The organism is Pseudomonas sp. efr-133-TYG-5 (assembly GCF_030209175.1).
Taxonomy (GTDB): domain Bacteria; phylum Pseudomonadota; class Gammaproteobacteria; order Pseudomonadales; family Pseudomonadaceae; genus Aquipseudomonas.
Genome location: NZ_JARVSM010000008.1, coordinates 76,419 through 99,717, shown reverse-complemented (window position 1 = coordinate 99,717; position 23,299 = coordinate 76,419). Strand labels below are relative to the sequence as shown.

Below are 23,299 nucleotides of genomic sequence, written 5' to 3'. Positions count from 1 at the left end.
GCCAGTGCCCGGTAGGGGAGGTTTCCAAGCTATGTCAGGCGCGGGCAACGGTCTACTGTCAGAAATTACAGGTCTACGGCAGATCCGGACCAACGGTCAGGCCTCACCAGCGCAGGTGGTCGATCGGCGCGGGCTCCTTGAGCACGATGAAGCCGTAGTCGCCGAGCAGGTAAATCCGATAGAAGCGGGTCTCCAGCAGCGCGGGATAGCCGCGATAGCCGACGCGGGTGGCGTTGCGCCGCTCACGTTCGGCAACCACGTTGCCGATGCCCACACCGGGCAGGTTTTCGGCGAGCACGGCGTAGTCGACATTGAGCAGGTAATGCAACACCGGCAACTGTTCGAACGAACCGCTCGCGCCCAGCAGCCAGCGATCGGAGTAGGTCACCGACAGGTAAATGCGTTTCGCCGCGTACAGTTCGCGATGGGCGGCAATGTCGTGGCCCAGGCTGAACACGATTGCCGATGCAAAGGTTTTCTGCAGCGTCAGCACCCGCCCGTAGGCAAACGCCAACGACAGCGTCGCCAGCAGCGGCACGATCAGCAGCAGCGGCAACCGGCGGTGCACCGACGCCAGCGCCCGATACGCCAGATAGCACAGCAACAGCAGCCATACGCCGTAGCCCATCAACGTCCGTGCGCCGTCGTTGAAGTCGCGAAACACCAGGGTGATGCCCGGCACCAGCAGCGCGGTCACGGCCAGCGCCGCCAGACAGACCAGTTGCCACGGCCAGCGGCCGCAGCGCGCGATAGCCCAGGCGGCACACAGCCCCAGCGCCACGAGTAGCCAGGCGTATCCGCCATGCCACAGCAACGCCACGTTGGCCCCTGTCCGGCTCAGATTGCTGCCGATCTGCAGCAGCGGCTGGCGGCTCCAATCGAGCAGATCGCCGCGCGCCGTGACCGTCATGAACGGGTACGCCGTGACGCTGTAGATCAGGACGCCGAGGCCCAGTTGCGCCAGTTTGCCGGCGAGCAGGTTGCCCAGCTCTGCCGCCGGCCGTCGCTGCTCGACGGCCCTGACCAGCTCGACGCAACACAAGCCGAGAAACACATTGACGCTGATCTGGTACAGCCCGATCGCCAATGCCAGCAACAGCGCCGGTACCAGCCATTGGCGGACCCGGGACGCGGCCTGGAAGGTGATGGCGTAAACCACCGCAACCAGACTCAGGAGCATGCCCGGACCGTCGTACTGGTAGGACAGGTTCTGCAGCAGGAACGGGTTGTACCAGAGCGGCAGGACCACCAGGCAACAGGCCAGGCTCGGTTCGGGGAAGTAGTGAAAGGTCAGCCGGGTCAGAGCGAACGACATCGCTACGCAAGCGAGCAACAGCGGCAGTGGAAAAATGTTCGGTGCAGCGCCAGTGAAGGTCAGCGCCTGATACAGCCAGTCGGCGAACAACCGGCCTTGCCCGGCCCAGGCATTGCCGGCGGCGAGCGTGCGCCAGTTGTCGTCGATGTAGGGGAAGTCGGCAAGGATCAGCGGCAGGATGAACAAGCCGCCGGCGAGCAGAAAGAACAGCACGACCTGACGCTGACTGAGCTCTCGTTCGAGAAACGCCCTGGCCCTCATGTCTGCGCCTCTGATCACTGCCGTGGAGGAGTTCGGGGGATGCCTGTGCATTGGAGTTCACCCGGCGCCAGAAGTCGTTGCCCGCTGCACCTTTCGGACTAGTGGTCGACGCGCGTGTAAAAAAAAGCCCCGATCAATCGACCGAGGCTTTTCTGAGGGGCGGATGCCGGGTCAGGACGCCGAACGCACCGCGCCCTGCGCCGCATCCCGCGGTTGCAGCTTGAACACGTAGAACAGCACCGTCAGCAGCACCAGGAACGCCGGGCCGACATACAACGCCACGCGGGTGTCCGGGAAGTACGCCATCAGGCCCACCACCAGCACCAGGAACGTCAGCGCCAGGTAGGAGCTGACCGGGTACAGCCACATCTTGTATTTGAGCCCGGCCCGTTCGCTGGCGCTCAGGCCTTGGCGGAATTTCAGCTGGGCCAGGAGGATCATCACCCAGGTCCAGATCGCGCCGAAGGTGGCAATCGCGGTGACCCAGACAAAGACTTTTTCCGGCACCAGATAGTTGAGCAGCACGCCCAGCAGCAAGGCGAAAATCGACAGCAGCAAGGCGCGACGCGGTACGCCGTTGTTCGAGGTCTTGGCGAACCCGGCCGGAGCCTGACCGTTCTGCGCCAGGCTGTAGAGCATGCGCCCGGTGCTGAAGATGCCGCCGTTGCACGACGACAGCGCCGCCGTGATCACCACGAAGTTGATGATGCCGGCCGCCGTCTTGATCCCCAGGCGTTCGAAGGTCATCACGAACGGACTGCCCTGGGTGCCGATTTCATTCCACGGGTAGATCGACAGGATCACGAACAGCGCGCCGACGTAGAACAGCAGGATCCGCCAGAACACCGAGCCGATCGCATTGGGAATGGTCTTTTGCGGGTTCTTCGCTTCACCGGCGGTGAGGCCGATCATTTCCACGCCGAGGTAGGCGAACATGACCATCTGCAGCGACATCAGCACGCCCTGCACGCCGTTGGGCATGAAGCCGCCGTGGCTCCACAGGTTGGAAATGCCCAGAGCCACGCCATCGTTGCCGAAGCCGAACGCGATGATGCCGACGCCGCCGAGCACCATGGCGATGATCGTGACGATCTTGATCAGGGCGAACCAGAATTCGAATTCACCGAAGGCCTTCACGGCGATCAGATTGATCGAGCCCATGCTGACCAGTGCCGCCAGGGCCCAGATCCAGCGCGGGACGTCGGGGAACCAGATGCCCATGTACACCGCCACGGCGGTGATTTCCGCCACGCACGTCACCAGCCACAGGAACCAGTAGTTCCAGCCGGTGAGGAACCCCGCCAACGGGCCGAGGTAGTCCTGGGCGTAGCGGCTGAAGGAGCCGGCCACCGGGTTGTGCACGGCCATTTCGCCGAGGGCGCGCATGATCACCAGGATCGCCAGACCGCCGATGATGTAGGACAGCATGATGGCCGGGCCGGCCATTTCGATGGCCTTGGCGGAGCCGAGGAACAGGCCGACGCCGATGCAGGCGCCGAGTGCCATCAGGCGGATATGCCGTTCGCCGAGTTCGCGTTTGAGCGGACCGCCCTGAGCGGTTTCGCCATGGGGCAGGTGATTGCCTACGGGCATGGGGGACAACCTCGTCTTGTTATTGGATTTGACCACCGAGTGTCGAGGCGCCGGCCGATAAGCCGTCACCTCGCCAGACCGCGCCTGCTTCGTGGGCAGAGGCGTCTTGCAGGAGCGACCTGCAGGATCAGCGGGGCGTGCAGTATAAAAAGCTTGCGACAGGGCAATTCACTCTATAAGACCCAAGATTCAGAGAGAACTCTGGTGGATTTAGCCATTCACGGAGAAACTTTGTCTGCCAATGTCAGAAAAATCCACTGTCGAAGCGGCTGGCGAGTATTGCACAGCAATGGTGCACGGTCATGCCCCGGCTGCGCTTCGCTCAAACGGGCCAAGGCTCTAGTCCGGCGTTTGCAACGCTTGTGAGTGTTGTGACGAGGGAAGTTGCCGGTTTTGGACTGGGCTGCGCTCCCTGAGGTTTTCAACGGTTTGGCGGCCCCGCGGGGGCGGGCCGGCGCTTGAGCCTGGCGCGGGCAGAATTGTTCAGATGGCAGGCCTCTCTTCGACCTTCACAATTTTTTCACCAGCGCCAACCACCGACTAAGCTTCAGACAAGTCCGATCAATCTGCGTGAATGGATCAATCGACTATGGGCGCTTTGTGGCAAACCGATTCGAGTAAAACCGTGGTTCCGACTGAACGTGTGGATGAAGCGCCTATACCTGAAAAACCCCGCCGCAGCCGGCACGGGTGGAAGGCTTTCTGGCTCCTGTTGCTGATTATTGCGATAGTCGTGGGCCTGGCTGCGGCCAAGGAAATGCGCACCTCGCGTTTCCAGGCGCGGGAGGTCAGCCAGTACGCGGCAACGTTGAAGTACGAGCTGCAACCGGGCCCGAGCGAAGCGATCCGCTACCCGGGCAACGGGCCGTTCGACCTGCGCCTGGGCTACAGCTCGCTGGATGAGTTTCTACCGCGGCTGCTCAAGCGCAATTATGTGATCACCGAGCAGACACGCTTCTCCGCGGCCCTGCTCGGCTACACCGACAAGGGCCTGTTCGTGCCCTACTCGGAAAAGATCCAGGCCGGGCTGTCGATCACCGACTGCCGCGCCGCGCCGCTCTATCAGTACCAATACCCGCAACAGCTGTACGCCAGTTTCGCGGCGATTCCGCCGGTGGTGGTCAACAGCCTGCTGTTCATCGAGAACCGCTTCCTGCTCGATCCCAAGCAACCGCTGGCCAACCCTGCGGTGGACTGGCCACGCTTCGGCATGGCCGCCTGGTCGCAGGTGGCCAAGCTGCTGCACCTGCCGGGGCAATCGGCCGGCGGCAGTACCCTGGCCACGCAACTGGAAAAATACCGCCACTCACCGGACGGCCTGACGGTGTCCGGCGCGGAGAAAATCCGCCAGATGATTTCCGCCAGCGTGCGCGCCTATCAGAACGGCCCGCAAACCCTGGCGGCGCGGCAGAACATCATTCGCGACTACCTCAACAGCGTGCCGCTGTCGGCCGTCCCCGGGCATGGCGAAGTGCACGGCATGGCCGAGGGCTTGCGGGTCTGGTACGGCGCCGATTTCAATCAGGCCAATGAAACCCTGGCCAGCCCCGCCACCGACGCGAAAACCATGGCGGCCAAGGGCCTGGCGCTGCGCGAAATGCTCTCGCTGATGATCGCCCAGCGCCGCCCTTCGCATTACCTGTCCAAGGGCCACGACGAGCTGGCCGACCTCACCGACAGCCACCTGCGCCTGCTCAAGCAGAACGGCGTGATCGACACCGCCCTGGCCGATGCCGCGCTGGCCAGCAAGGTCACTTATCGCGACTGGCAGACGCAGCCGACCATTCAGCCAATCGAAACCAACAAGGGCATCAGTGTCGCCCGCAGTCGCCTGGCCTCGATGCTCAACCGGCCGCTGTACGACCTCGACCGCCTCGACCTGTCGGCCACCAGCACCCTGCAGGGTGACCTGCAGACCCAGGCCACCGCCTACCTGAAGAAGCTTGCCGACCCGGCCTACGCCAGCGAAGTCGGCCTGCTCGGCGAGCGCCTGCTGACCCCGACCAGCACCACCCAGGTGCGCTACAGCTTCACCCTGTTCGAGCTGACCCCGGACGGCTCGCGGGTGCGGGTGCAGACCGACAGCACCGACCAGCCGTTCGACATCAACGAGGGCAGCAAACTGGAACTCGGCTCGACGGCGAAAATGCGCGTGCTGACCACCTACCTGCAGATCATTGCCGAACTGCACGACAAGTACGCCGGCATGGCGGTGCCGGAGCTGAAGAAAGTCGAGGTGCCGGAACAGGATCGCCTGAGCCAGTGGGTCATCGACTACCTGATCCAGAACAAGGATCGCGACCTGTCGAAAATGCTCGGTGCAGCGCTCGACCGCAAATATTCCGCCAGCCCGGGCGAGGCGTTCTTCACCGGTGGCGGCCTGCATGTGTTCCACAACTTTCGCAAGGAAGACAACGGGCGCATGCCGACCCTGCGCGATGCCTTGCGCGAATCGATCAACCTGCCGTTCATCCGCCTGATGCGCGACCTGGTGCGCTACACCACCTACTCCGGGCCGAACAACAGCGCCGAGTTGCTCAAGGACGACCGCGACCCGCGTCGTCAGGAATACCTCGCCTCGTTCGCCGACCGCGAAGGCACCTCGTTCCTGCTCAAGTTCTGGAAGAAGTACAGGAACAAGGACACCCAGGCGCGCCTGGAAACCTTCCTCGACAGCATGCGCCCGACCCCGATCCGCATGGCCGCCGTGCACCGCTACCTGCTGCCCAACGCCAGCCAGGAAGACTTCAACAGCTTTGTCCGCTCGCACCTCAAAGGCGTGAAGATCACGGAAAAACTCACCGACGAGCGCCTCGAACGCCTGTACTTGGCCTACGGTCCCGGCACCTATGACCTGCCCGACCAGGGCTTCATCGCCAAGGTCCACCCGCTCGACCTGTGGCTGATCGGCTACCTGCTCAATCACCCGGACGCGACCTTCAGCCAGATCGTCAAGGCCAGCGAATTCGAGCGTCAGGAAGTCTACAGCTGGCTGTTCAAGAGCAAGCACAAGGGTGCGCGCGACAGTCGTATCCGCACCATGCTCGAGATCGAGGCCTTCCTCGAGATCCACCAGCGCTGGCAGAAGGTCGGTTACCCGTTCGATCACCTGGTGCCGTCGCTGGCGACCGCCATCGGCAGCTCCGGCGACCGCCCTGCCGCGCTGGCCGAGCTGATCGGCACCATTCTCAACGACGGCGTGCGCATGCCGACGCTGCGCATCGACAGCCTGCACTTCGCCGCAGGCACGCCGTACGAAACCCGTCTGGTCAACGACCCGCACGTGGGCAAACGGGTCATGCCGTCGGAGGTCGCCCGGGCAATGCGCGAAGCGCTGTCGCAAGTGGTCGATGCCGGTACGGCGAAACGGGTGGCGGGCAGTTTCAAACTGGCCGATGGCACGCCTCTGGCCATGGGCGGCAAGACCGGCACCGGTGACAACCGCATCGAGGCGATCGGCTCCGGCGGGCGGATTCTCAGCTCCAAGTCGATCAACCGCACGGCGACCTTCGTGTTCTACATCGGCGACAGCCACTTCGGCACATTGACCGCGTACGTCCCCGGGCGCTCGGCGGAAAACTTCAAGTTCACCTCGGCCCTGCCCGTCCAGGTGCTCAAGGGCATGGCGCCGATCCTCAACAACTACCTGCAACCGGGCAGCCATTCGCAATGCGTGCCGGCGCCAGCGCCGACCGTGGCGTCGCTCGACGCTGGCGCAACGGCTCGGGACTGAGGCGCCAGGTGGCTCGCACCTGGCGCCAGCGCTAGACCTCCGAATCCCAGATCACCGTGACGTTGCCGGCAAACCGCTTCGCCTGGCCGTGTTGCAGCATGAACTCCATGTAGTAGCTCGGCACCTCGAAGTGCAGCACTCCCGGGGCCCGGTCCACATACACGCCCGGCTGGAACAGGGTGTCGCTGGCGGATTCCGTCAGTTGGCGGTTCTTCACCGGTTGGCCGGCACTGTCGGTAATGCCGGCGGGCAGGCTGACACTCATGTTGACCTGGGGAAAAATGCTCCCGCTCTGCGCGTCGCGCAAACTGCAGCCACCGATGCCGGCGTGCTCACACTCGATGAACATGCGAAAGCGTGAAGAAGCGGAAATATTGAAGGTCTGGTCGCGGAACAGCCGAGTGGGTCGGCGGCCTTCCTGGAGCCAGGCCTGCCAGCCACCCTGGGGCAGCAATTCGATGCGGTGGCCGCCGGGCGGCAGATCGACTTTGAGCACGTGCTGGACATCGAGGACGAAGCGGAAGCTCAGGCTCGAGTTGTCCGGCAACATGTTGTCGCCCATGTCCAGGTCGCCGCCCGGGCCCACGGTGTAGGTCAGCTCCCCGGTGTACAGGCCCGAGGACATGCCCAGCGGGTTGGGCATGCGCAATTCATAGCCCACGTCCAGGTAATCGTAGGACATCCACGGAATGCTGAACGCCGCCTGTTTGCTGCAGACCGCTTCGCTGGGGGTACGCCAGAAGAACCGATAGGCGTCCGGCCCATGGGAGCCCATCGCCCCGCTCTCGCAGGGCCTCGGTGCAAACAGCCAACTGGTGCCCCACAGCTTGTGGTGGGCTTCCTGATCGGTCGCGGCCCCGGTCAGGTTGACCGCGGTGTCACTGAGCACATATTGCGAGCCGACGCCGCCGAGGCGGATCTGCACCGTCTCGGCTTCGCCGGTGACGACGTTTTGCACCGCGAGGCTGCGCCACTGCGCGGGCATCTTGAACATCGCCCCCTGGCGCTGCGCAGCGCCCGGCTCGATCGAGCGCATCGAGGCAAAGCTCAGCGGCAGCCGCACGCCGTACAGGTTGTAATGATTGCAGTCATTGGGGTACATGCCGCAGTAACCGCTTTGCGGGGTGCGGTCGATGAAGCGGTTTTGTTGCGGATTGGCCGGATCGGGAACAAAACTGGCGCGAATTTCCTGGGTTATCGCTTGGGCGGACAAGGCGTGCAGGCCGCCCACCAGATAAACCAACACCGATCCCCTGGCAGCTTGGGTGAGTGGTCGAAAGCTGAACTTCATTGACACTTCCTTGCGCTGAACGCTTTGTTTTCGCCGCGGAGAAATCCTGGCTCAGCCCCCCGGAGCCGCGGCGTTGAAAATGATGCTGACCGAGCCGTAGTAGTCACCCGGCTTATACCCCCCCACCTGCTCGCGGGGCTCGATTTCCAGGGGCACGCGCACACCGACCCGGGCCTCCTCGGCCGTCACCACCTGCACGGGCTGCGGGTTGTGGCTGAGCTCTTTGCCATTGAACAGCACGCGCAGGTTGATGTTCTCGCGCGAGTCCCGGCCATTGGTCAGGTACGGGTAACTTTCCAGCCGCGCTTCAACCGCGCCGCTGTCGTGCCTGACGTCGAAATTCCTGCGCAACCCTCCGAGCCGGTCAGTGCTGACATCCCAGTGCAGAATCTGCTCGCGATGAATCCAGTCGGACTCGCTGGGAATGACGTAGAAATCCAGGGTCGGGATGTCCACGGAGACGTAGAACTCCAGGGTTTCCCGGGCAGCGAATGCCCAGTTGCTCAGCAACGCCAGGCCAGCAGCCGACGTCAGAGCGATGCATTGCTTGATCATGTTCAGTTACCCGTTGCGTGCAGGAAAGAGCGGCGTGGCGATCGGTCTCAACCGGCGATACGCAGGTTCTTCCTGGCGTCACCTTCGACCAGGATGAAGCGGTATTCGCGCCCGGCCTGCTTTTCGAATTCAAATGCCCGACCGGCCATGACGTGGTGCTTGGTAGTCGGTTCACAGTCCGCCTCATCGGCCTTCGAGCAGTTCTTGAACTCGTCGACCACCACCACCGTATTGCCGTTGTTGCGCACGCGGTAAGTGGTCGGCCCGTCCTCGATGACACTGTCGAAACGGGCGTCCTTGGGCCGCACGAAGAAAATCGTGCCGAACCCGGCCATCACGTTGACGCCTGCGGTCAGGGATTTTCTGTAATCCTCGCGCTCTTCGCTGGACACGGCGAACTCGTCTTCCTTTTCCGGCACCACCGGCACGAAACGCACGCGGAAATAACGCTCCCGGTCACGCTCGCCCATGAACAGCAGGCGGGTGCCCTGCATGCCCTGGGCCGGGATGATCAACCGCGCCGGGCTGGCCATCAGGCCATCGCGCGCACTGGCATCGGCCTGCACCTTGACCGGTACTTCGCTGGACGTGCCGTCGCTGTTGTAAATGATCTCGAGCACGTTGATCTTGACGAACGCCGTGCTGTCACCGCTGTTGTAGACGCGTTTGAGATAGGTACTTTTATCGCCGGCCAGGTAGTCATACACCACGCCGATATTGATGTTCGGCCCGGCCTGGACATTCAGGCAGACCATACAAATACCGACGAACACCATCACGTATTTCATCTAGACAAACCTCTGTTGGAAAGGAACGCTCATATTTCCGAATCGAAAATCACCACCACCGTGGAGGAATAGTTGTTGCCTTTGTTCGCCGTCAGAAGGGGTTCGATGGCGGTGCTGGCGACATCGAAATGCAACGTTCCCTGTTGGCGATCGACATAGATCCCGGGTTGAAACACCACCGCACTGGATTCGCCCGGCAGCAGTAGCTGGTGATTGACCGGGCGCCCGGCGGTGTCGGTCAGGCCGTTGGGCAGGCTGACCTTGATATCCAGTTTTGCCGCCGAGGTGCTGTCACGGTTGAACAGATAACAGGCACTGAGCGTGCCCCTTTCGCACTCCAGGAACATCTTGAAGCGCGAGCTGGCCGAGATATGGAAGGTCTGGTCGCGGAAGATCCGGTTCGGCACCTGGCGGGTGCTCAACCAGCGCTGCCAGCCACCCTCCGGTTGCAGGGAAACCCGCTCGCCCCCGGGCGGCATATCGACCTTCAAGGTGTGTTGCACGTCCAGCACGAAATCCAGGGTCAGGCTGTTGTCGTCAGCGTCCATGAACGGTCCCATGTTGAAGTCGGCGCCACCGCGGCCGACGCTGTAGGTCAGGGAACCGGTGTACAGCCCGGACGACATCGCCAGCGGATTCGGCGTGCGCAGTTCGTAGGCGATGTCGAGCGACTCGAAATACAGATGACCGACATCCCGCGCCGCGACTTTGATGCAGTTGCCCTGTTGCGGGGTTTTCCAGAAAAACCGGTAGGTGGTCGGGCTGTAGGCGCCGACGCCGCTGTACAGGCACGGCGGCGGTGCATACACCCACGAGCTGCTGGTCCACAGTTTGCGGTGCGCTTCCAGCACGTCCGGGTCACCCGCCAGCTCGGTGACCGGCCGGCTGAGCACGAAACGCGAGCCGAGGCCGGTGATCCGCACTTCCACCGTGCTGACTTCCTGCGTCTCATGGTTGGTGACCGTCAACCGCCGCCAGTCCGTGGGCGCGATCACCCACACGCCATTGCCGGCGAACAGCGGGCTGATCGAGCTGAAACGGATCGGCACCTGAATGCTGAACATATTGTTGTCGACGCACTCACTCGGAAAAGTCGCGCAATAGCCGCTGTTCGGCGTTTTGTTGATAAACACGTTTTTCCACGGCTGCGCCGGATCCGGCTGAAACAGCGCACGGATTTCCTGGTTCGCGGCCTGCGCCGTCGGCAGGCCCAGTACGGCCAGCAACGCCAGCCAACAGGAGGTTTTCTTCATGATTCAACCCGCCTTCTGCTCGGTGAATGTGGCGTCGGCCAGGGTGTCGGGGCTGCACCGCAGATCACCGATCATCAGGACGTTGTTTTCGACACGGCCCTGCTCCGGATCGAGGCGGAACTGACACAACAACTGGTCGGCGTGGCGCACTTCCAGCGTCGGCGAGCCGGCGTTCATTTCCATGGAGAAGAAGCCGTCCACTTCGCTGACCCCGCGACTGGCGTGATTGATCACGTGGTGCCCCTTGAGCGGCCGTCCCTGCGGATCGAGCAGCCGACCGAGTACCGTCAGCGTGCGCATCACCCGCACCTTGCGATAGTCAACGCCGCCCTTGTTCAGGTGATAGCGGGTTCGCGCCGGCTCGATGGTGGCCGCCGGCACATGGTTGCCCTCGAAGTCGAAACTCACCGAGCTGTTCCGGTAAGCGGTAATCGGGATGAAATTGCGGCCCTGCCGCAAGGCCGCACTGCCGCCGCTCAGGTCGTCGGCACGCAAGGCAATGCCTTCGATATCGGATTCGACATCGACGATCATCCCGGCCCCGCGACCCTGGTGCTGGCTGGTCATCACGATCTGCTCGCCGCCGATGGCCACGGTGCTGTCGAGGTTGAGGCCGCCGGTGTAATTGCCGTTGTAGGACGAGCGTTGCAGGAAGCCGTCGCCGTTGACGGTGTCGGTGCGGAAGTTGGCCTGACCGTTCAAGCCGACGCCGTAGGTGTCGGTGATCATGGTCGCCGACACGCTCTGCAGGACATGGTCGTCGAAGTTTTTCCGATAGCCGATCGAGGCGTTGTTGTCGCGACTGCCGTCACGCGCGGTGCGCGTGCCGATACTCCCGGAAATCTGCTGGCCGGGCCCGCCCAGCGCGACGTTGAGACTCAGGTCGACACCGCGGTTGCGCGCATCGCCGCTGCTGTAGCTGCCGGGCCGGTCGAACAGCGACAGGCGCCAGTTCGAATCACTGCCAAACAGCGTGGTGCGCTGGGTCCAGCCGAGGTCGACACCGACGCCCTCGACATTGCCCTCGCTGTGGGCGACGCGCACATTCAGCGAACTGTTGCGCGTCAGGCGATGGTTCAAGGCCAGCGATGAGTTGCTGGTCTGGCCGACGAACACGTTGCGTTGGCGAATCCGCGTGCCGTCGGGCAACGTGTCGTAGGTATTGGTGGTGTCCAGCCAGCTGCGGTTGTGGCTGACCACCAGGCTGCCGGCGCCATAGTTGTAGAGGCCCTGCAGATCGACACCGGTGCCGTGGTCTTCGGTCTGGTAGAAGTTGCCGAACAGACTGAAATTGTCGAGCGGGTTCCAGTCGACGGAGGTGCCGTACTGCAGTTTCTCCCGGACCTGGCGCGTCGACAGGCCGAGGATGACCCGCGGGTGCAGCAGGTAGTTGAGCGAGGCACCTGCCGTGACGTCGCCGCTGGCCTGTTTGTCCCAGTTGCTCAACAGTTTGGTTTCCTGTCCGGCAAACACGTTGTAGCGCCAGCGCTCGTCATGATTGCGCCAGTTGTTCGGCTTGTAGACCAGCTCCTGGGTGGTCGAGGTGGTCTGGCCATCCTCGATCAGGCGCACCTCCACTTCATAAATGCCACCGGGCAACGGCCGGGTATCGAGCGTCTGCAAACCGGCGGGCACCGATTGCGTGTTGAGCAGCAGGCCGTCGCGGTAGATCTCCACCGACGCCTGGCGGTTGGCCGTGACATAGATCGGGTAGATGCTGGGATTCTGCAGGTCGATGGCCAGGCTGTCGGAGCTGCCGAACATCACCCCGACCGTGGTATCGGGACTCGCGCCGAACGAGCGCGGCTGGCGCGTCAGGCCTTCGGAGGCTGGCGTGAAATAGCCCATGCGCAGGAACCGGCCCTGCAGCTCGCGCTGGGTGTGCAGTTCGTACACGGCGTGGTAGAGCTGGTCGTCCGGGCCACCGAGGCGGGCCAGTTGCATGTTGAAGGTCTGGCTCCAGTTGCCCAGGCTGCCATTGGCCTCCAGGCCGAACCGGCCACCCAGGTCCTGATCCTGGCCACCATTGAGATTGAGCTGATTGCGCACGATCAGTCCGGTGCTGCCATTTTCGGGCTGGTCGTAGTAGCGCTTGATCTCGGCATTGCGCTCGGCATTTTCGGTGACGATCGAGACCAGGGAATTCTCCAGGTTGTAGTGCACGGCCAGCATCTGCTCGGGGCATTGACTGGTGCACGCCCCCAGTGCCACGCCGGGCTTGAGGTAGCTGGCCCATTTCTCGCGCTCGGCGGCACCGAAACGGTTGTCACTGGTGTCGGTGAATTCGAGCAGGGTGAGGCGGTCATCGCGCGACAGGACGATCATCGCCTCGCCCAGCGGTTGCTGGTCGAGTTCCACCCGAACAGCCAGAGGGACATCGAAAAAGTGCTCCTCGAAATCTTTCGGCAGGCCCTTGGCCTGTGCCAGCAGGCTGCGTGGTGTGGTACCGGCTGGTTCAGCAGCCGCAACGGCGCCAGCACATAACAACAACGCAAGCGCAGCCGCGATGGGGGTCATCGGGAACATGAAAACGGACTCTGATTGCGAACGGAAAAAGTCCGGCCCGCCGACACGTACGTCGGCCAGCCGGCTTTTGTTACTTCACGGGTTAGAGCGCGCCGCCGACCGGTGGAACCGCGTCGAACATCATGGTGACGGAGCCGGTGTAGTCGCCCGGATTGAAGTTGCTGCCCTTGGCGCTGATGCGCAGCGGAGCGCGGTAGTTCACATCGGACTCGGCTTCGCCGACGACCATTTGCGGGGTCTGGGTCAGTTCCTTGCCGTTGAACTCGACCTTCAGATCGATGGTGTTCGAGCCACCGACCAGTTTCGGGATGCCTTCCAGCGATCCGTGCACCGAACCGTTGTTGTTGCGCACGTCGAAGAAACCTTCGACCGGTTTCATCGCACCGGTGACCGGGCTGAAGCTCATGTCCTGGTCCTTGTTGACCAGATCGGAATCGGTCGGCACGACGTAGAAACCGTTGGTTGGCACGTGCGCCACCAGGCTGATGGAGTGACGGGCTTCACCGGCAGCGAAGACCACGGAAGAGCTCAGGGCCAGGACAGCCAGGGGAGCAGCGAAAGCGATTTTCTTGAACATCGGTCAGTACCTTGTTTTCTTTTAAAGGGTCGAGTCGCTGCCACGTTCAAAACAACACGGGGGAATAAAACGTGTTGTGTTGAAGTTTCAACGCCGGGGCATGATCGACTGTTACCTCTGGAATGTAAGCAGGCAACTTCCCACAACCACGTAGTTCATCAACCCTATGACCAGAAAGAAAAAATACCGAAATAACAATATTCAAAACAGTAGCTGTAAGTTATGCCCTACATACAGTTTCAGGTAAAAAACCATACAGCAGTTACAAGCAGACAGGGCGGGAATATTGCAACTTTCTAGAATATATACTCAAGTTTAATAGAGTCACCGCTTTAACTTCCGGGTCACTGTTCTGCCCACTTGCGTAAAGAACCGAGCACCTTTTACACAGTTGCCAAACAGCATTTTCCCGCGCTCCACCGCTCGTCGGGGCACCTCGGCCCAAGGCAAAAAGCCCTTGCCGACATCTAAAGATATATCTTAAGTTGTATCTAAACACGACGAGAGAAGACTGCAATGAGAGACCATCATGCCCCCCACCGCGAACACGCCGACGGCCGCGACGGCTTCGAAAAACGCCCCGGACGCGAACGCGGCGGCCGTGGCCCACGGGTGTTCGCCCCCGGTGATCTGAAGCTGCTGCTGCTCGCGCTGATCGCCGAACAGCCGTGCCACGGCTACGACCTGATCCGCCAGATCGAAGGCATGTTCGACGGCGCCTACAGCCCGAGCCCCGGGGTGATCTACCCCACCCTGACCTTTCTCGAAGAAAGCGAAATGATTTGCGGCGATGCCGCGGGCGGCAAGAAGCGCTATGCGGTGACCGATGCCGGGCGCGCCTCGCTCAGCGAACAGGCGATCGCCCTCGACGGCGTGCGCATGCGCATCGACGTCAGCAAACGCTCGCTGCGCGGCCACGACCGGCCGCCGGAAATCCATGAAGCGGTGCACAACCTGCGCCACGCCCTGCAAATGCACCACGGGCGCTGGAGCCCGCAGGAGATCCTGCGGGTGCGCGACCTGCTCAATGACACCGCGAAAGCCATCGTCGACGGCCCTGCCGTTGAACAACCTGCCCCGGAGAACGCCGAATGAGCGCCGTCGATACCCAGACCATTCACCGCGTCATGCACGAAATCAAACGCCGCCGCCTGCAAGTGCTGCGGGTGGTCGACCTGACCCCGCGCATGCGCCGCATCACCCTCGGCGGGCCGGAACTGGCCGGCTTCATCAGCCTTGGCAGCGACGATCACGTCAAACTGCTGTTCCCGCAGAACGCCGAACAGGCGGCCGCCCTCGATAACCTGGTGCTCGGCGCCGGCAAGAGCGACGGCCCGATGCCGGAAATGCGCGACTACACCCCGCGCCGCTACGACCTCGACAAACTGGAACTGGACATCGATTTCGTCCTGCACGGCGACGGCCCTGCCTCGACCTGGGCCGAGCAGGCGCAGCCGGGCCAGTTCCTGCACATCGGTGGCCCGCGGGGTTCGATGATCGTGCCGGACATCTTCGACAGCTACCTGCTGATCGGCGACGAAACCGCCCTGCCCGCCATCGCCCGCCGCCTCGAAGGCCTGGCCGCCCATCGCAAGGCACTGGTGGTGATCGAAGTGGAGAACGGCGGCGAGCAGCAGGTGCTGGAGAGCGCGGCGCAGGTCAATGTGATCTGGGTGCTGCGCGAGGGCGGCAAGGACAACCTGCTGACCACGGTCAGACAGTTGCAGGTGCCCACGGGCAATCTGTATGCGTGGGTGGCGACCGAGACCAAAGTGTCGCGGCAGATTCGCCGGGTGCTGCTCGACGAACACGGGCTGGACGAGCAGTTCGTCAAAGCCGTCGGCTACTGGCGGGCCGAGGGCTCTGCAGAAGAGTGACTTGCCCTTGTGGGAGCGGGCTTGCTCGCGAATGCGCGCAATCAATCAACCATGACGTTGACTGACCTGACGCCTTCGCGAGCGAGCCCGCTCGCACATTGACCTTTCAACGTCGTACTGACTGCCAGCGGTCGATCCCGATCACCAGCAAGCCAATCAGCACAAACCCCACCAATATCCCGCCGGCATTGATGAACACCTGTGGATAACCGAGCATCGCCACATCGATGAACGGATACGCATACGCACCGAGCAGATGCCCGCGCAGCAGCGCATAGGCGAAGTACACCAGCGGATAGATCAGCCACAGCGGCAGATGCCGAAGGCGCAACGTACCTTTAGGCACGCAGCACCACCAATAACCGAGAAACAGCAGCGGCATCACGTCGTGGAGTAATTCGTCGGCAATAAACTGCCAGCCTTCGGGGTGCCATAAATGCCGCAGCAGAATGCTGTAGGCCAGACCGACCACCGCGATGCTCACGGCAATGCCACTGCTGATCCACGGCTGCAAAAACCAGCGACGCGCCGCGGATTCACGCGTGGTCACAGCACAGGTCAGCACGGTCGCCACCAGCGTGTTGGTCAGAATCGTGAAGTAACTGAAAAAGCTCACCAGCCCGCCCAACAGGCTGGCATCGACGCTCAAACGGGCGAAGAAGATCAGATAAAGCTGAATGCCCAATCCCGCCCAGCCCAATACGGCGGCAAGGGTGATCAGGCGACGGCGCCAACAACCGGCGTCCATTTCAGAGCGGACGCTTGGTGCGCATCAGCTTCACGTACAGGCGCTCGACCTTCTCCCGCGCCCACGGCGTCTTGCGCAAGAACGTCAGGCTCGACTTGATGCTCGGATCGCTCTTGAAGCAACGGATATCGATGCGCTCGGCCAACCCCGACCACTCGTAATGCGCCACCAGCGCATTGAGGATCTGTTCGAGGGTTACGCCATGCAGCGGATCGGGAGTGTGGTCGTTCATGCCAGGCCTTTGGACGGAGTGAAAATGCACAAGCCGCGCACCTTAGCCGAGGGGCCGGTCAGGTGGAAGGCCTTGCATCAAATGTAGGCCAACCGAAGAAGATCGCAGCCTGCGGCCATCGCCACAATGCGCCCGTTTGCCGCACTGTTACCGAATCAGAAATGCTGCATGTCGGCAAAAGCCCTTTGTCTTTTTGTTACAGATCATTATCCTGCCGCCCTTCAGCTGAATCGCTTCACTGCCTGCGTCAAATTGAAGCGCTCGGTTTACCCCCGTAAAACACCAAAAAAGACTGACCCATGCCTGATTTTTCCTTCTCCCGAGACAGCGCTATCTCAGCCCTACGCCTGCTCGGCAGCTGCACCGCGCTCGGCTTCGCCACCTACGCCCAGGCGACCCCCGCCTTCGACAGTGACTCACCGTGGATGCTCGGTGACTGGAACGGCACCCGCAGCGAACTCGCGGCAAAAGGGATCGACTTCAAGCTCGATTACACCGGCGAAATGGGCAGCAACCTGCACGGCGGCTACGACCACGACCGCACCGCGCGCTACAGCGACCAGTTCGGCCTCGGCACGCACCTGAACCTGGAAAAACTGCTCGGCTGGGACGACGCCGAGTTCCAGTTGACCGTGACCAAGCGCAGCGGCAACAACATCAGCAACGACCGCATCAACGACCCGCGCGTCGGTGGCTTCACCTCCGCCCAGGAAGTCTGGGGCCGTGGCCAGACCACCCGCCTGACACAGATGTGGTACCAGCAGAAATTCTTCGAGCAGAAGCTCGACATCAAGCTCGGCCGTTTCGGCGAAGGCGAAGACTTCAACAGCTTCCCCTGCGACTTCCAGAACCTGGCGTTCTGCGGCTCGCAGGTCGGCAACTGGGTTGGCGGCATCTGGTACAACTGGCCGGTCAGCCAGTGGGCGCTGCGGGTCAAATATCACCTGAGCGCAGAGCTGTACGCCCAGGTCGGCGCCTATGAACAGAACCCGTCGAACCTCGATCGCGGCAACGGCTTCAAGCTCAGCGGCAGTGGCACCCAGGGCGCCGTACTGCCGGTCGAACTTGTGTGGACGCCGAAGCTCAACGGCCTGCCGGGTGAATACCGCGCCGGTTACTACTACAGCAGCGCCAAGGCCTCTGACGTCTATAAAGACCAGAACGGCCAGCCTGCCGCCCTCAGCGGCGAAGGCTACCGCAGCGCGTCGAGCAAGCACGGCGTGTGGTTCGGCGCGCAGCAACAGCTCACCAGCCTCGCCAGCGACCACTCGCGCGGCCTGAGCGTGTTCGCCAACGCAACGCTGCACGACAAGAAAACCAACGCCATCGACAACTACGTGCAGGCCGGTGTCGTCTACAAAGGCCCGCTCGATGCGCGCGCCAAGGACGACATCGGTTTCGCCCTGGCCCGCGTCCACGTCAACCCGGCCTATCGCAAGAACGCGGAAGCGAGCAATCAGGCCCACGCGGTCTACGCCTATGACGATCCGTCCTACCTGCCGCCGCAGGACACCGAATACAGCGCCGAGCTGTATTACGGCGTGCACGTGAGCAACTGGCTGACCGTGCGCCCGAACCTGCAGTACATCCGCCATCCGGGCGGCGTGGACCAGGTCGATGACGCACTGATCGCGGGGATCAAGATCCAGTCGTCGTTCTGAACAACGACACGAAAAAGCTGTGGGAGCTGGCTTGCCAGCGACGCGATTGCACATTCGACATTGATCGTCGGCTGTCACTCCGCCATCGCTGGCAAGCCAGCTCCCACAGGGATAAAGGAAAATTTCGTTAGCTAGACAAGTTTTATCTGAACCATGCCCGCGCCCAATCGTCATCTACAGTGACTACTGCGCGAAACAATTTGAAACGTCACGGAGAACCACACTATGAGCACCGAAAGTGCTTCGAGTCGAGGCCGTCTGCTACCGAGCCTGCTCGGCATTCTGCTTCTGCTAATGGGCCTGGCCATGCTGGCCGGGGGAGTCAAGCTGAGCATGCTCGGCGGCTCGCTGTACTACCTGCTGGCCGGTATCGGTATTGCGCTGACCGGTATTCTGTTGCTGCTGCGCCGTCGCGCGGCATTGGGCCTGTACGCCATCGTGCTGTTCGCCAGCACCGTGTGGGCCCTGTGGGAAGTCGGCCTGGACTGGTGGCAACTGGTGCCGCGCCTGGCCCTGTGGTTCGTCCTCGGCTTCGTCATGCTGCTGCCGTGGTTCCGCCGTCCGCTGCTGCTCGACGGCCCTGCCCCGCTGGGCACCGGCGGCTTGAGCGTGGCGGTGATCCTGGCCGGCGTCACTGCCCTGGCCAGCCTGTTCACCCACCCGGGCGAAACCTTCGGCGAACTGGGCCGCGACAGCGCGGACATGACCAGCACCGCCCCGCAGATGCCGGACGGCGACTGGCAGGCCTATGGCCGCACCGAGTTCGGTGACCGCTACTCGCCGCTCAAGCAGATCACCCCGGCCAACGTCGGCAAACTGCAGGAAGCCTGGCGCATCCAGACCGGCGACCTGCCGACCGCCGATGACCCGGTGGAACTGACCAACGAAAACACCCCGCTCAAGGCCAACGGCATGCTCTATGCGTGCACCGCCCACAGCAAAGTGCTGGCGCTGGATCCGGACACCGGCAAGGAACTGTGGCGCTTCGACCCGCAGATCAAGAGCCCGGTCGGCTTCAAGGGCTTCGCCCACATGACCTGCCGTGGCGTGTCGTACTACGACGAAGCCGCCTATGCCAAGTCGGAAAACGCCGCATCGGCAGTCATCTCCGAGGCCGGCAAAGCCGTGGCGCAAGCCTGCCCGCGCCGCCTCTACCTGCCAACCGCTGACGCCCGCCTGATCGCATTGAACGCCGACACCGGCAAGATCTGCGAAGGCTTCGGCAGCAACGGCGTGGTCGACCTGACCCAGGGCATCGGCCCGTTCACCGCCGGTGGCTACTACTCCACCTCGCCAGCGGCGATTACCCGTGATCTGGTGATCATGGGCGGTCACGTTACCGACAACGAGTCGACCAACGAGCCATCGGGCGTGATCCGCGCCTTCGACGTGCACGACGGCCACCTGGTGTGGAACTGGGACAGCGACAAGCCGGACGCCACCGAACCGCTGGCCCCGGGCGAAACCTACAGCCGCAACTCGGCGAACATGTGGTCGCTGGCCAGTGTCGACGAAAAACTCGGCATGGTTTACCTGCCACTGGGCAACCAGACCCCTGACCAGTGGGGCGCCGACCGCACCCCAGGCGCCGAGAAATTCAGCGCCGGTGTGGTTGCGCTGGATCTGGCCACCGGTAAAGTGCGCTGGAACTACCAGTTCACCCACCACGACCTGTGGGACATGGACGTTGGCAGCCAGCCAACCCTGCTCGACATGAAAACCGCCGACGGCGTGAAACCGGCACTGATCGCCCCGACCAAACAGGGCAGCCTGTACGTCCTCGACCGTCGTGACGGCACGCCGATCATCCCGATCCAGGAAATCCCGGTTCCGCAAGGCGCGGTGAAAGGCGACCACACCGCACCGACCCAGGCCCGTTCGGACCTCAACCTGCTGGCCCCGGAACTGACCGAAAAAGCCATGTGGGGCGCGAGCCCGTTCGACCAGATGCTGTGCCGCATCCAGTTCAAGGAACTGCGCTATGAAGGCCAGTACACCCCGCCGTCGGAACAGGGCAGCCTGATCTACCCGGGTAACGTCGGCGTGTTCAACTGGGGCGGCGTCTCGGTCGATCCGGTGCGCCAGATGCTCTTCACCAGCCCGAACTACATGGCCTTCGTCTCGAAAATGGTGCCACGCGAGAAAGTCGCCGCCGGCAGCAAGCGCGAGAGCGAAACCGCGGGTGTGCAACCGAACACCGGCGCGCCATACGCGGTGATCATGCACCCGTTCATGTCGCCGTTCGGCGTACCGTGCCAGGCCCCGGCCTGGGGCTACGTCGCCGGTATCGACCTGACCACCGGCAAAGTCGTGTGGAAACGCAAGAACGGCACCAGCCGCGACAGCTCGCCGATCCCGATCGGCTTCACCCTCGGCGTGCCGAGCATGGGCGGCTCGATGGTCACCGCCGGCGGCGTCGGCTTCCTCAGCGGCACCCTCGACCAGTACCTGCGTGCCTACGACGTGAACAGCGGTAAAGAGCTGTGGAAATCGCGTCTGCCGGCTGGCGGCCAGGCCACCCCGATGACGTACACCGGCAAGGACGGCAAGCAATACGTGCTGCTGGTTGTCGGCGGTCACGGCTCGCTGGGCACCAAGATGGGTGACTATGTGATTGCGTACAAACTGCCGGAATAAGCTTTACCGGCAGTAAATGAAAGGCGATGCCCCGCAAAGGACATCGCCTTTTTTTGTGGGCTTAAATCTTCATTCAAAACACCCTATACTTTCGAAACACCCTCAACCCACTTAGAAACAACATTCAAAGTAGCAATTAACAAAATATAAAAAACCACCAAAAAGCTGGAACAAACCATGGAAACCATCCAACTTATTAGCTGGGCAGAATTCGACAAATGGGTAACACCAAAACACTACAGAAAGTGGATATATCGTGGTCACTCAGATGCAAGCTGGCTTTTAGAAAGCTCATTACATCGTTCATTCAATCACGCAAGCAAGATTCGTGAATCAGGCCAAAGCAGTCCAAGGCCAATAAATAGAAATGAACACGAAAAAATCATGTTAGAACGCTTTAAATCGAATGCCCATTTATACCTACCTCATCTCCCAGAACCCTCAGACGACCTAAGCTGGCTAGCCTTGATGCAGCACCACGGAGCTCCAACACGACTTCTTGACTTCACCTTCTCACCCTACGTAGCGCTTTTTTTTGCACTAGAATCTGGTTCAGAGGATGCCTCTTTATACTGTATCGATCACAAAGAAATGAAACGAGATGACACATCTTATTTCGGACCAGACACTGATGAAGTTTATTCAAGATTTCTAAAGAAAGATGAGCACACGGATGATTTTTGCATGCTCGCATTCGAACCAAGATTCACCAACCAAAGACTAATGGCACAACAAGGACTACTAGTAGCAACCAATACCTTATCCTCGACTCACGAAGAGATACTTGAAGACTATACAAACGTAAGAGCAAGCATGACAAAGTTCATAATCCCCAAAAGACTGCGTTACTCAGGACTGCGAAAATTAATGCAGATGAATATCACGTCATCAAATCTTTACCCTGGTCTAGAAGGTTTTTGTAAAGGTATGACAACGCAGCCAGTTTTGGGGCTTGAGTGGCAACAGAGATTAGGTGAAATCGGAAAAAATAAGAATTAGCTAATATCTGCACCTTAAAAACAATCTATCGCACAGCTAATAACCGTCGGTTCCTACAGCCTCAAATAGGCTCGAGGACATTTCCGACACATCGCGTCGGTTGTCGCTCAGAAATAGGGTGGATAGGCTTTGGGGGTCGCTGCAAATTCAGCGAACGGGCGTCGCGGCCCGAGCAGTTCATTCGATTTGATGCATAATCGCCGGCCCAAACTGAAGCGCTCAGGTGCTCTTTGTCTGGTTTGATGGTGGCTGTGCGCGGGATACCTTCGGGTATGCCGAGATTGCCGAATGGCTCGGTCCGCGAACCTGCGCACAGCTGCCTCCTTTATCACGTCGCGGTGATGGAGCGTGGTAGCTCCACTTCTCATTCGGAGTTACACCATGAAAAAACCGACACCCAATCCCCCCGGCCCCGACGACATCTCCCCCTACGAATCCACCGATTCGAAGAAATTCCACGACGCCGCCGAACGCGCCCTCGACCATTACCTCAAACCCAACGTCACCACCCTGCGCTTTCACAAACCCAGCACGATGTTCCAGGTCGCCCCCGATCAGGACAGCGAGAGCCTGCTGGTCCACGCCTGCGAATCACTGGCCCAGGCCAGCCTCATGACCAGCGATATTGCCTCACACATCGACCTTCCGCAGCGGCGCACGATCCTGGCCATTCAGCAAATCATCATGCTGGCTGAGCTGGCAGTGAATCGGGTGCTCGATAACGTCGAAGTACACAGCTCCCCAACACACCGCTAAGACGCCCTGACGAAACCGACCTGCCAGCGACCGACTGCATTCGCTGGCAGCTCGATTGGGACGCGGAGCGTCCCGGGCTGCATTCCCACGCGGAGCGTGGGAACGATCAAAGCAAAAACAATCAGCATCCGCCTCTCACCTCTCACCTTTCACCTTTCACCTTTCACCTTTCACCTTTCACCTTTCAGCTCTCAGCTCTCAGCTCTCAGCTCTCAGCTCTCACCTTTCACCCTTCACCTTCCGCCTCCCACCACTCCCCACAATGAGCGTTAGCTCGAGTACCGCTTTTGACGTGCCGGCCCCATCGGCAGGCTGAGTGGAGGGGTTCATCCGGGGGTGGGAGCGCAGCGACCGTTCGACGAAGTCGAACACATCGAGAGGAGGTGCAGCGCAGCAAACCGGAGGCGATGCCCCCGGATGAATCCCGCAGCGAAGGGACCCCGAGCCTCAGCGAGGGGCCGAACGCCGGGGCCCAGACCTTTGGTTACTTTGGGGCG

Annotated in this window: 17 protein-coding genes; 7 read left to right on the top strand and 10 right to left on the bottom strand. The window is 61.6% G+C overall.

The genetic code is table 11. The features are described 5' to 3' along the window. Positions 1-103: 103 nt before the first annotated feature. The gene (locus QRN70_RS24400) at positions 104-1,576 is read right to left on the bottom strand and encodes a glucosyltransferase domain-containing protein (RefSeq protein WP_285420445.1); all 1,473 of its coding nucleotides are present in this window, start codon (positions 1,574-1,576) and stop codon (positions 104-106) included. Positions 1,577-1,747: 171 nt separating this feature from the next. Next, the gene (locus QRN70_RS24395) at positions 1,748-3,169 is read right to left on the bottom strand and encodes an amino acid permease (RefSeq protein ID WP_285420444.1); all 1,422 of its coding nucleotides are present in this window, start codon (positions 3,167-3,169) and stop codon (positions 1,748-1,750) included. Between the two features lie 589 nt (positions 3,170-3,758). Here QRN70_RS24395 and QRN70_RS24390 point away from each other — a divergent pair. Then, on the top strand, positions 3,759-6,902 hold the full coding sequence (locus QRN70_RS24390) for a transglycosylase domain-containing protein (protein WP_285420443.1): 3,144 nt from the start codon (positions 3,759-3,761) through the stop codon (positions 6,900-6,902). A 31-nt stretch (positions 6,903-6,933) separates the two neighbouring features. On the opposite strand, the gene QRN70_RS24385 is transcribed toward QRN70_RS24390, so the two are convergent. From QRN70_RS24385 to QRN70_RS24360, 6 genes are all read right to left on the bottom strand, one after another. Beyond that, positions 6,934-8,193, bottom strand: a complete 1,260-nt coding sequence (locus QRN70_RS24385) for a hypothetical protein (RefSeq protein WP_285420442.1) — start codon at positions 8,191-8,193, stop codon at positions 6,934-6,936. A gap of 51 nt (positions 8,194-8,244) precedes the next feature. Next, positions 8,245-8,748, bottom strand: coding sequence for a CS1 type fimbrial major subunit (locus tag QRN70_RS24380; RefSeq protein WP_285420441.1), 504 nt, complete (start codon positions 8,746-8,748; stop codon positions 8,245-8,247). 47 nt (positions 8,749-8,795) lie between these two features. Beyond that, entirely contained in the window at positions 8,796-9,536 is a 741-nt protein-coding gene (locus QRN70_RS24375; RefSeq protein WP_285420440.1) for a molecular chaperone, read from the bottom strand. A 29-nt stretch (positions 9,537-9,565) separates the two neighbouring features. Beyond that, positions 9,566-10,789, bottom strand: coding sequence for a hypothetical protein (locus QRN70_RS24370; protein WP_285420439.1), 1,224 nt, complete (start codon positions 10,787-10,789; stop codon positions 9,566-9,568). A gap of 3 nt (positions 10,790-10,792) precedes the next feature. After that, positions 10,793-13,315 carry a CS1-pili formation C-terminal domain-containing protein gene (locus QRN70_RS24365; RefSeq protein ID WP_285420438.1) on the bottom strand — a complete coding sequence of 841 codons (2,523 nt, stop codon included), beginning with the start codon at positions 13,313-13,315 and terminating at the stop codon, positions 10,793-10,795. Between the two features lie 82 nt (positions 13,316-13,397). Next, entirely contained in the window at positions 13,398-13,892 is a 495-nt protein-coding gene (locus QRN70_RS24360; RefSeq protein WP_285420437.1) for a CS1 type fimbrial major subunit, read from the bottom strand. Positions 13,893-14,408: 516 nt separating this feature from the next. Between QRN70_RS24360 and QRN70_RS24355 the strand changes: the two genes are divergently transcribed. Further along, positions 14,409-14,987, top strand: coding sequence for a PadR family transcriptional regulator (locus QRN70_RS24355; RefSeq protein ID WP_285420436.1), 579 nt, complete (start codon positions 14,409-14,411; stop codon positions 14,985-14,987). After that, positions 14,984-15,769, top strand: a complete 786-nt coding sequence (locus QRN70_RS24350) for a siderophore-interacting protein (protein WP_285420435.1) — start codon at positions 14,984-14,986, stop codon at positions 15,767-15,769. The genes QRN70_RS24355 and QRN70_RS24350 overlap by 4 nt, the downstream gene beginning before the upstream one ends. A gap of 106 nt (positions 15,770-15,875) precedes the next feature. On the opposite strand, the gene QRN70_RS24345 is transcribed toward QRN70_RS24350, so the two are convergent. Next, entirely contained in the window at positions 15,876-16,517 is a 642-nt protein-coding gene (locus QRN70_RS24345) for a Pr6Pr family membrane protein (RefSeq protein ID WP_285420434.1), read from the bottom strand. A gap of 1 nt (position 16,518) precedes the next feature. Further along, positions 16,519-16,749 carry a VF530 family protein gene (locus tag QRN70_RS24340; RefSeq protein WP_003227831.1) on the bottom strand — a complete coding sequence of 77 codons (231 nt, stop codon included), beginning with the start codon at positions 16,747-16,749 and terminating at the stop codon, positions 16,519-16,521. 299 nt (positions 16,750-17,048) lie between these two features. Here QRN70_RS24340 and QRN70_RS24335 point away from each other — a divergent pair, with 299 nt between their 5' ends. The 4 genes from QRN70_RS24335 (at position 17,049) to QRN70_RS24320 (ending at position 22,802) form a co-directional block, all read left to right on the top strand. Next, on the top strand, positions 17,049-18,410 hold the full coding sequence (locus QRN70_RS24335) for a carbohydrate porin (protein WP_285420433.1): 1,362 nt from the start codon (positions 17,049-17,051) through the stop codon (positions 18,408-18,410). 225 nt (positions 18,411-18,635) lie between these two features. Beyond that, positions 18,636-21,047, top strand: a complete 2,412-nt coding sequence (locus QRN70_RS24330) for a glucose/quinate/shikimate family membrane-bound PQQ-dependent dehydrogenase (protein ID WP_285420432.1) — start codon at positions 18,636-18,638, stop codon at positions 21,045-21,047. A gap of 177 nt (positions 21,048-21,224) precedes the next feature. Further along, complete coding sequence (locus QRN70_RS24325; RefSeq protein ID WP_285420431.1) at positions 21,225-22,046, top strand: FRG domain-containing protein; 822 nt, start codon at positions 21,225-21,227, stop codon at positions 22,044-22,046. Between the two features lie 381 nt (positions 22,047-22,427). Next, positions 22,428-22,802 (top strand): DUF6124 family protein, encoded by a 375-nt coding sequence (locus QRN70_RS24320; RefSeq protein WP_285420430.1) that lies wholly within the window; start codon positions 22,428-22,430, stop codon positions 22,800-22,802. Positions 22,803-23,299: the final 497 nt, after the last annotated feature.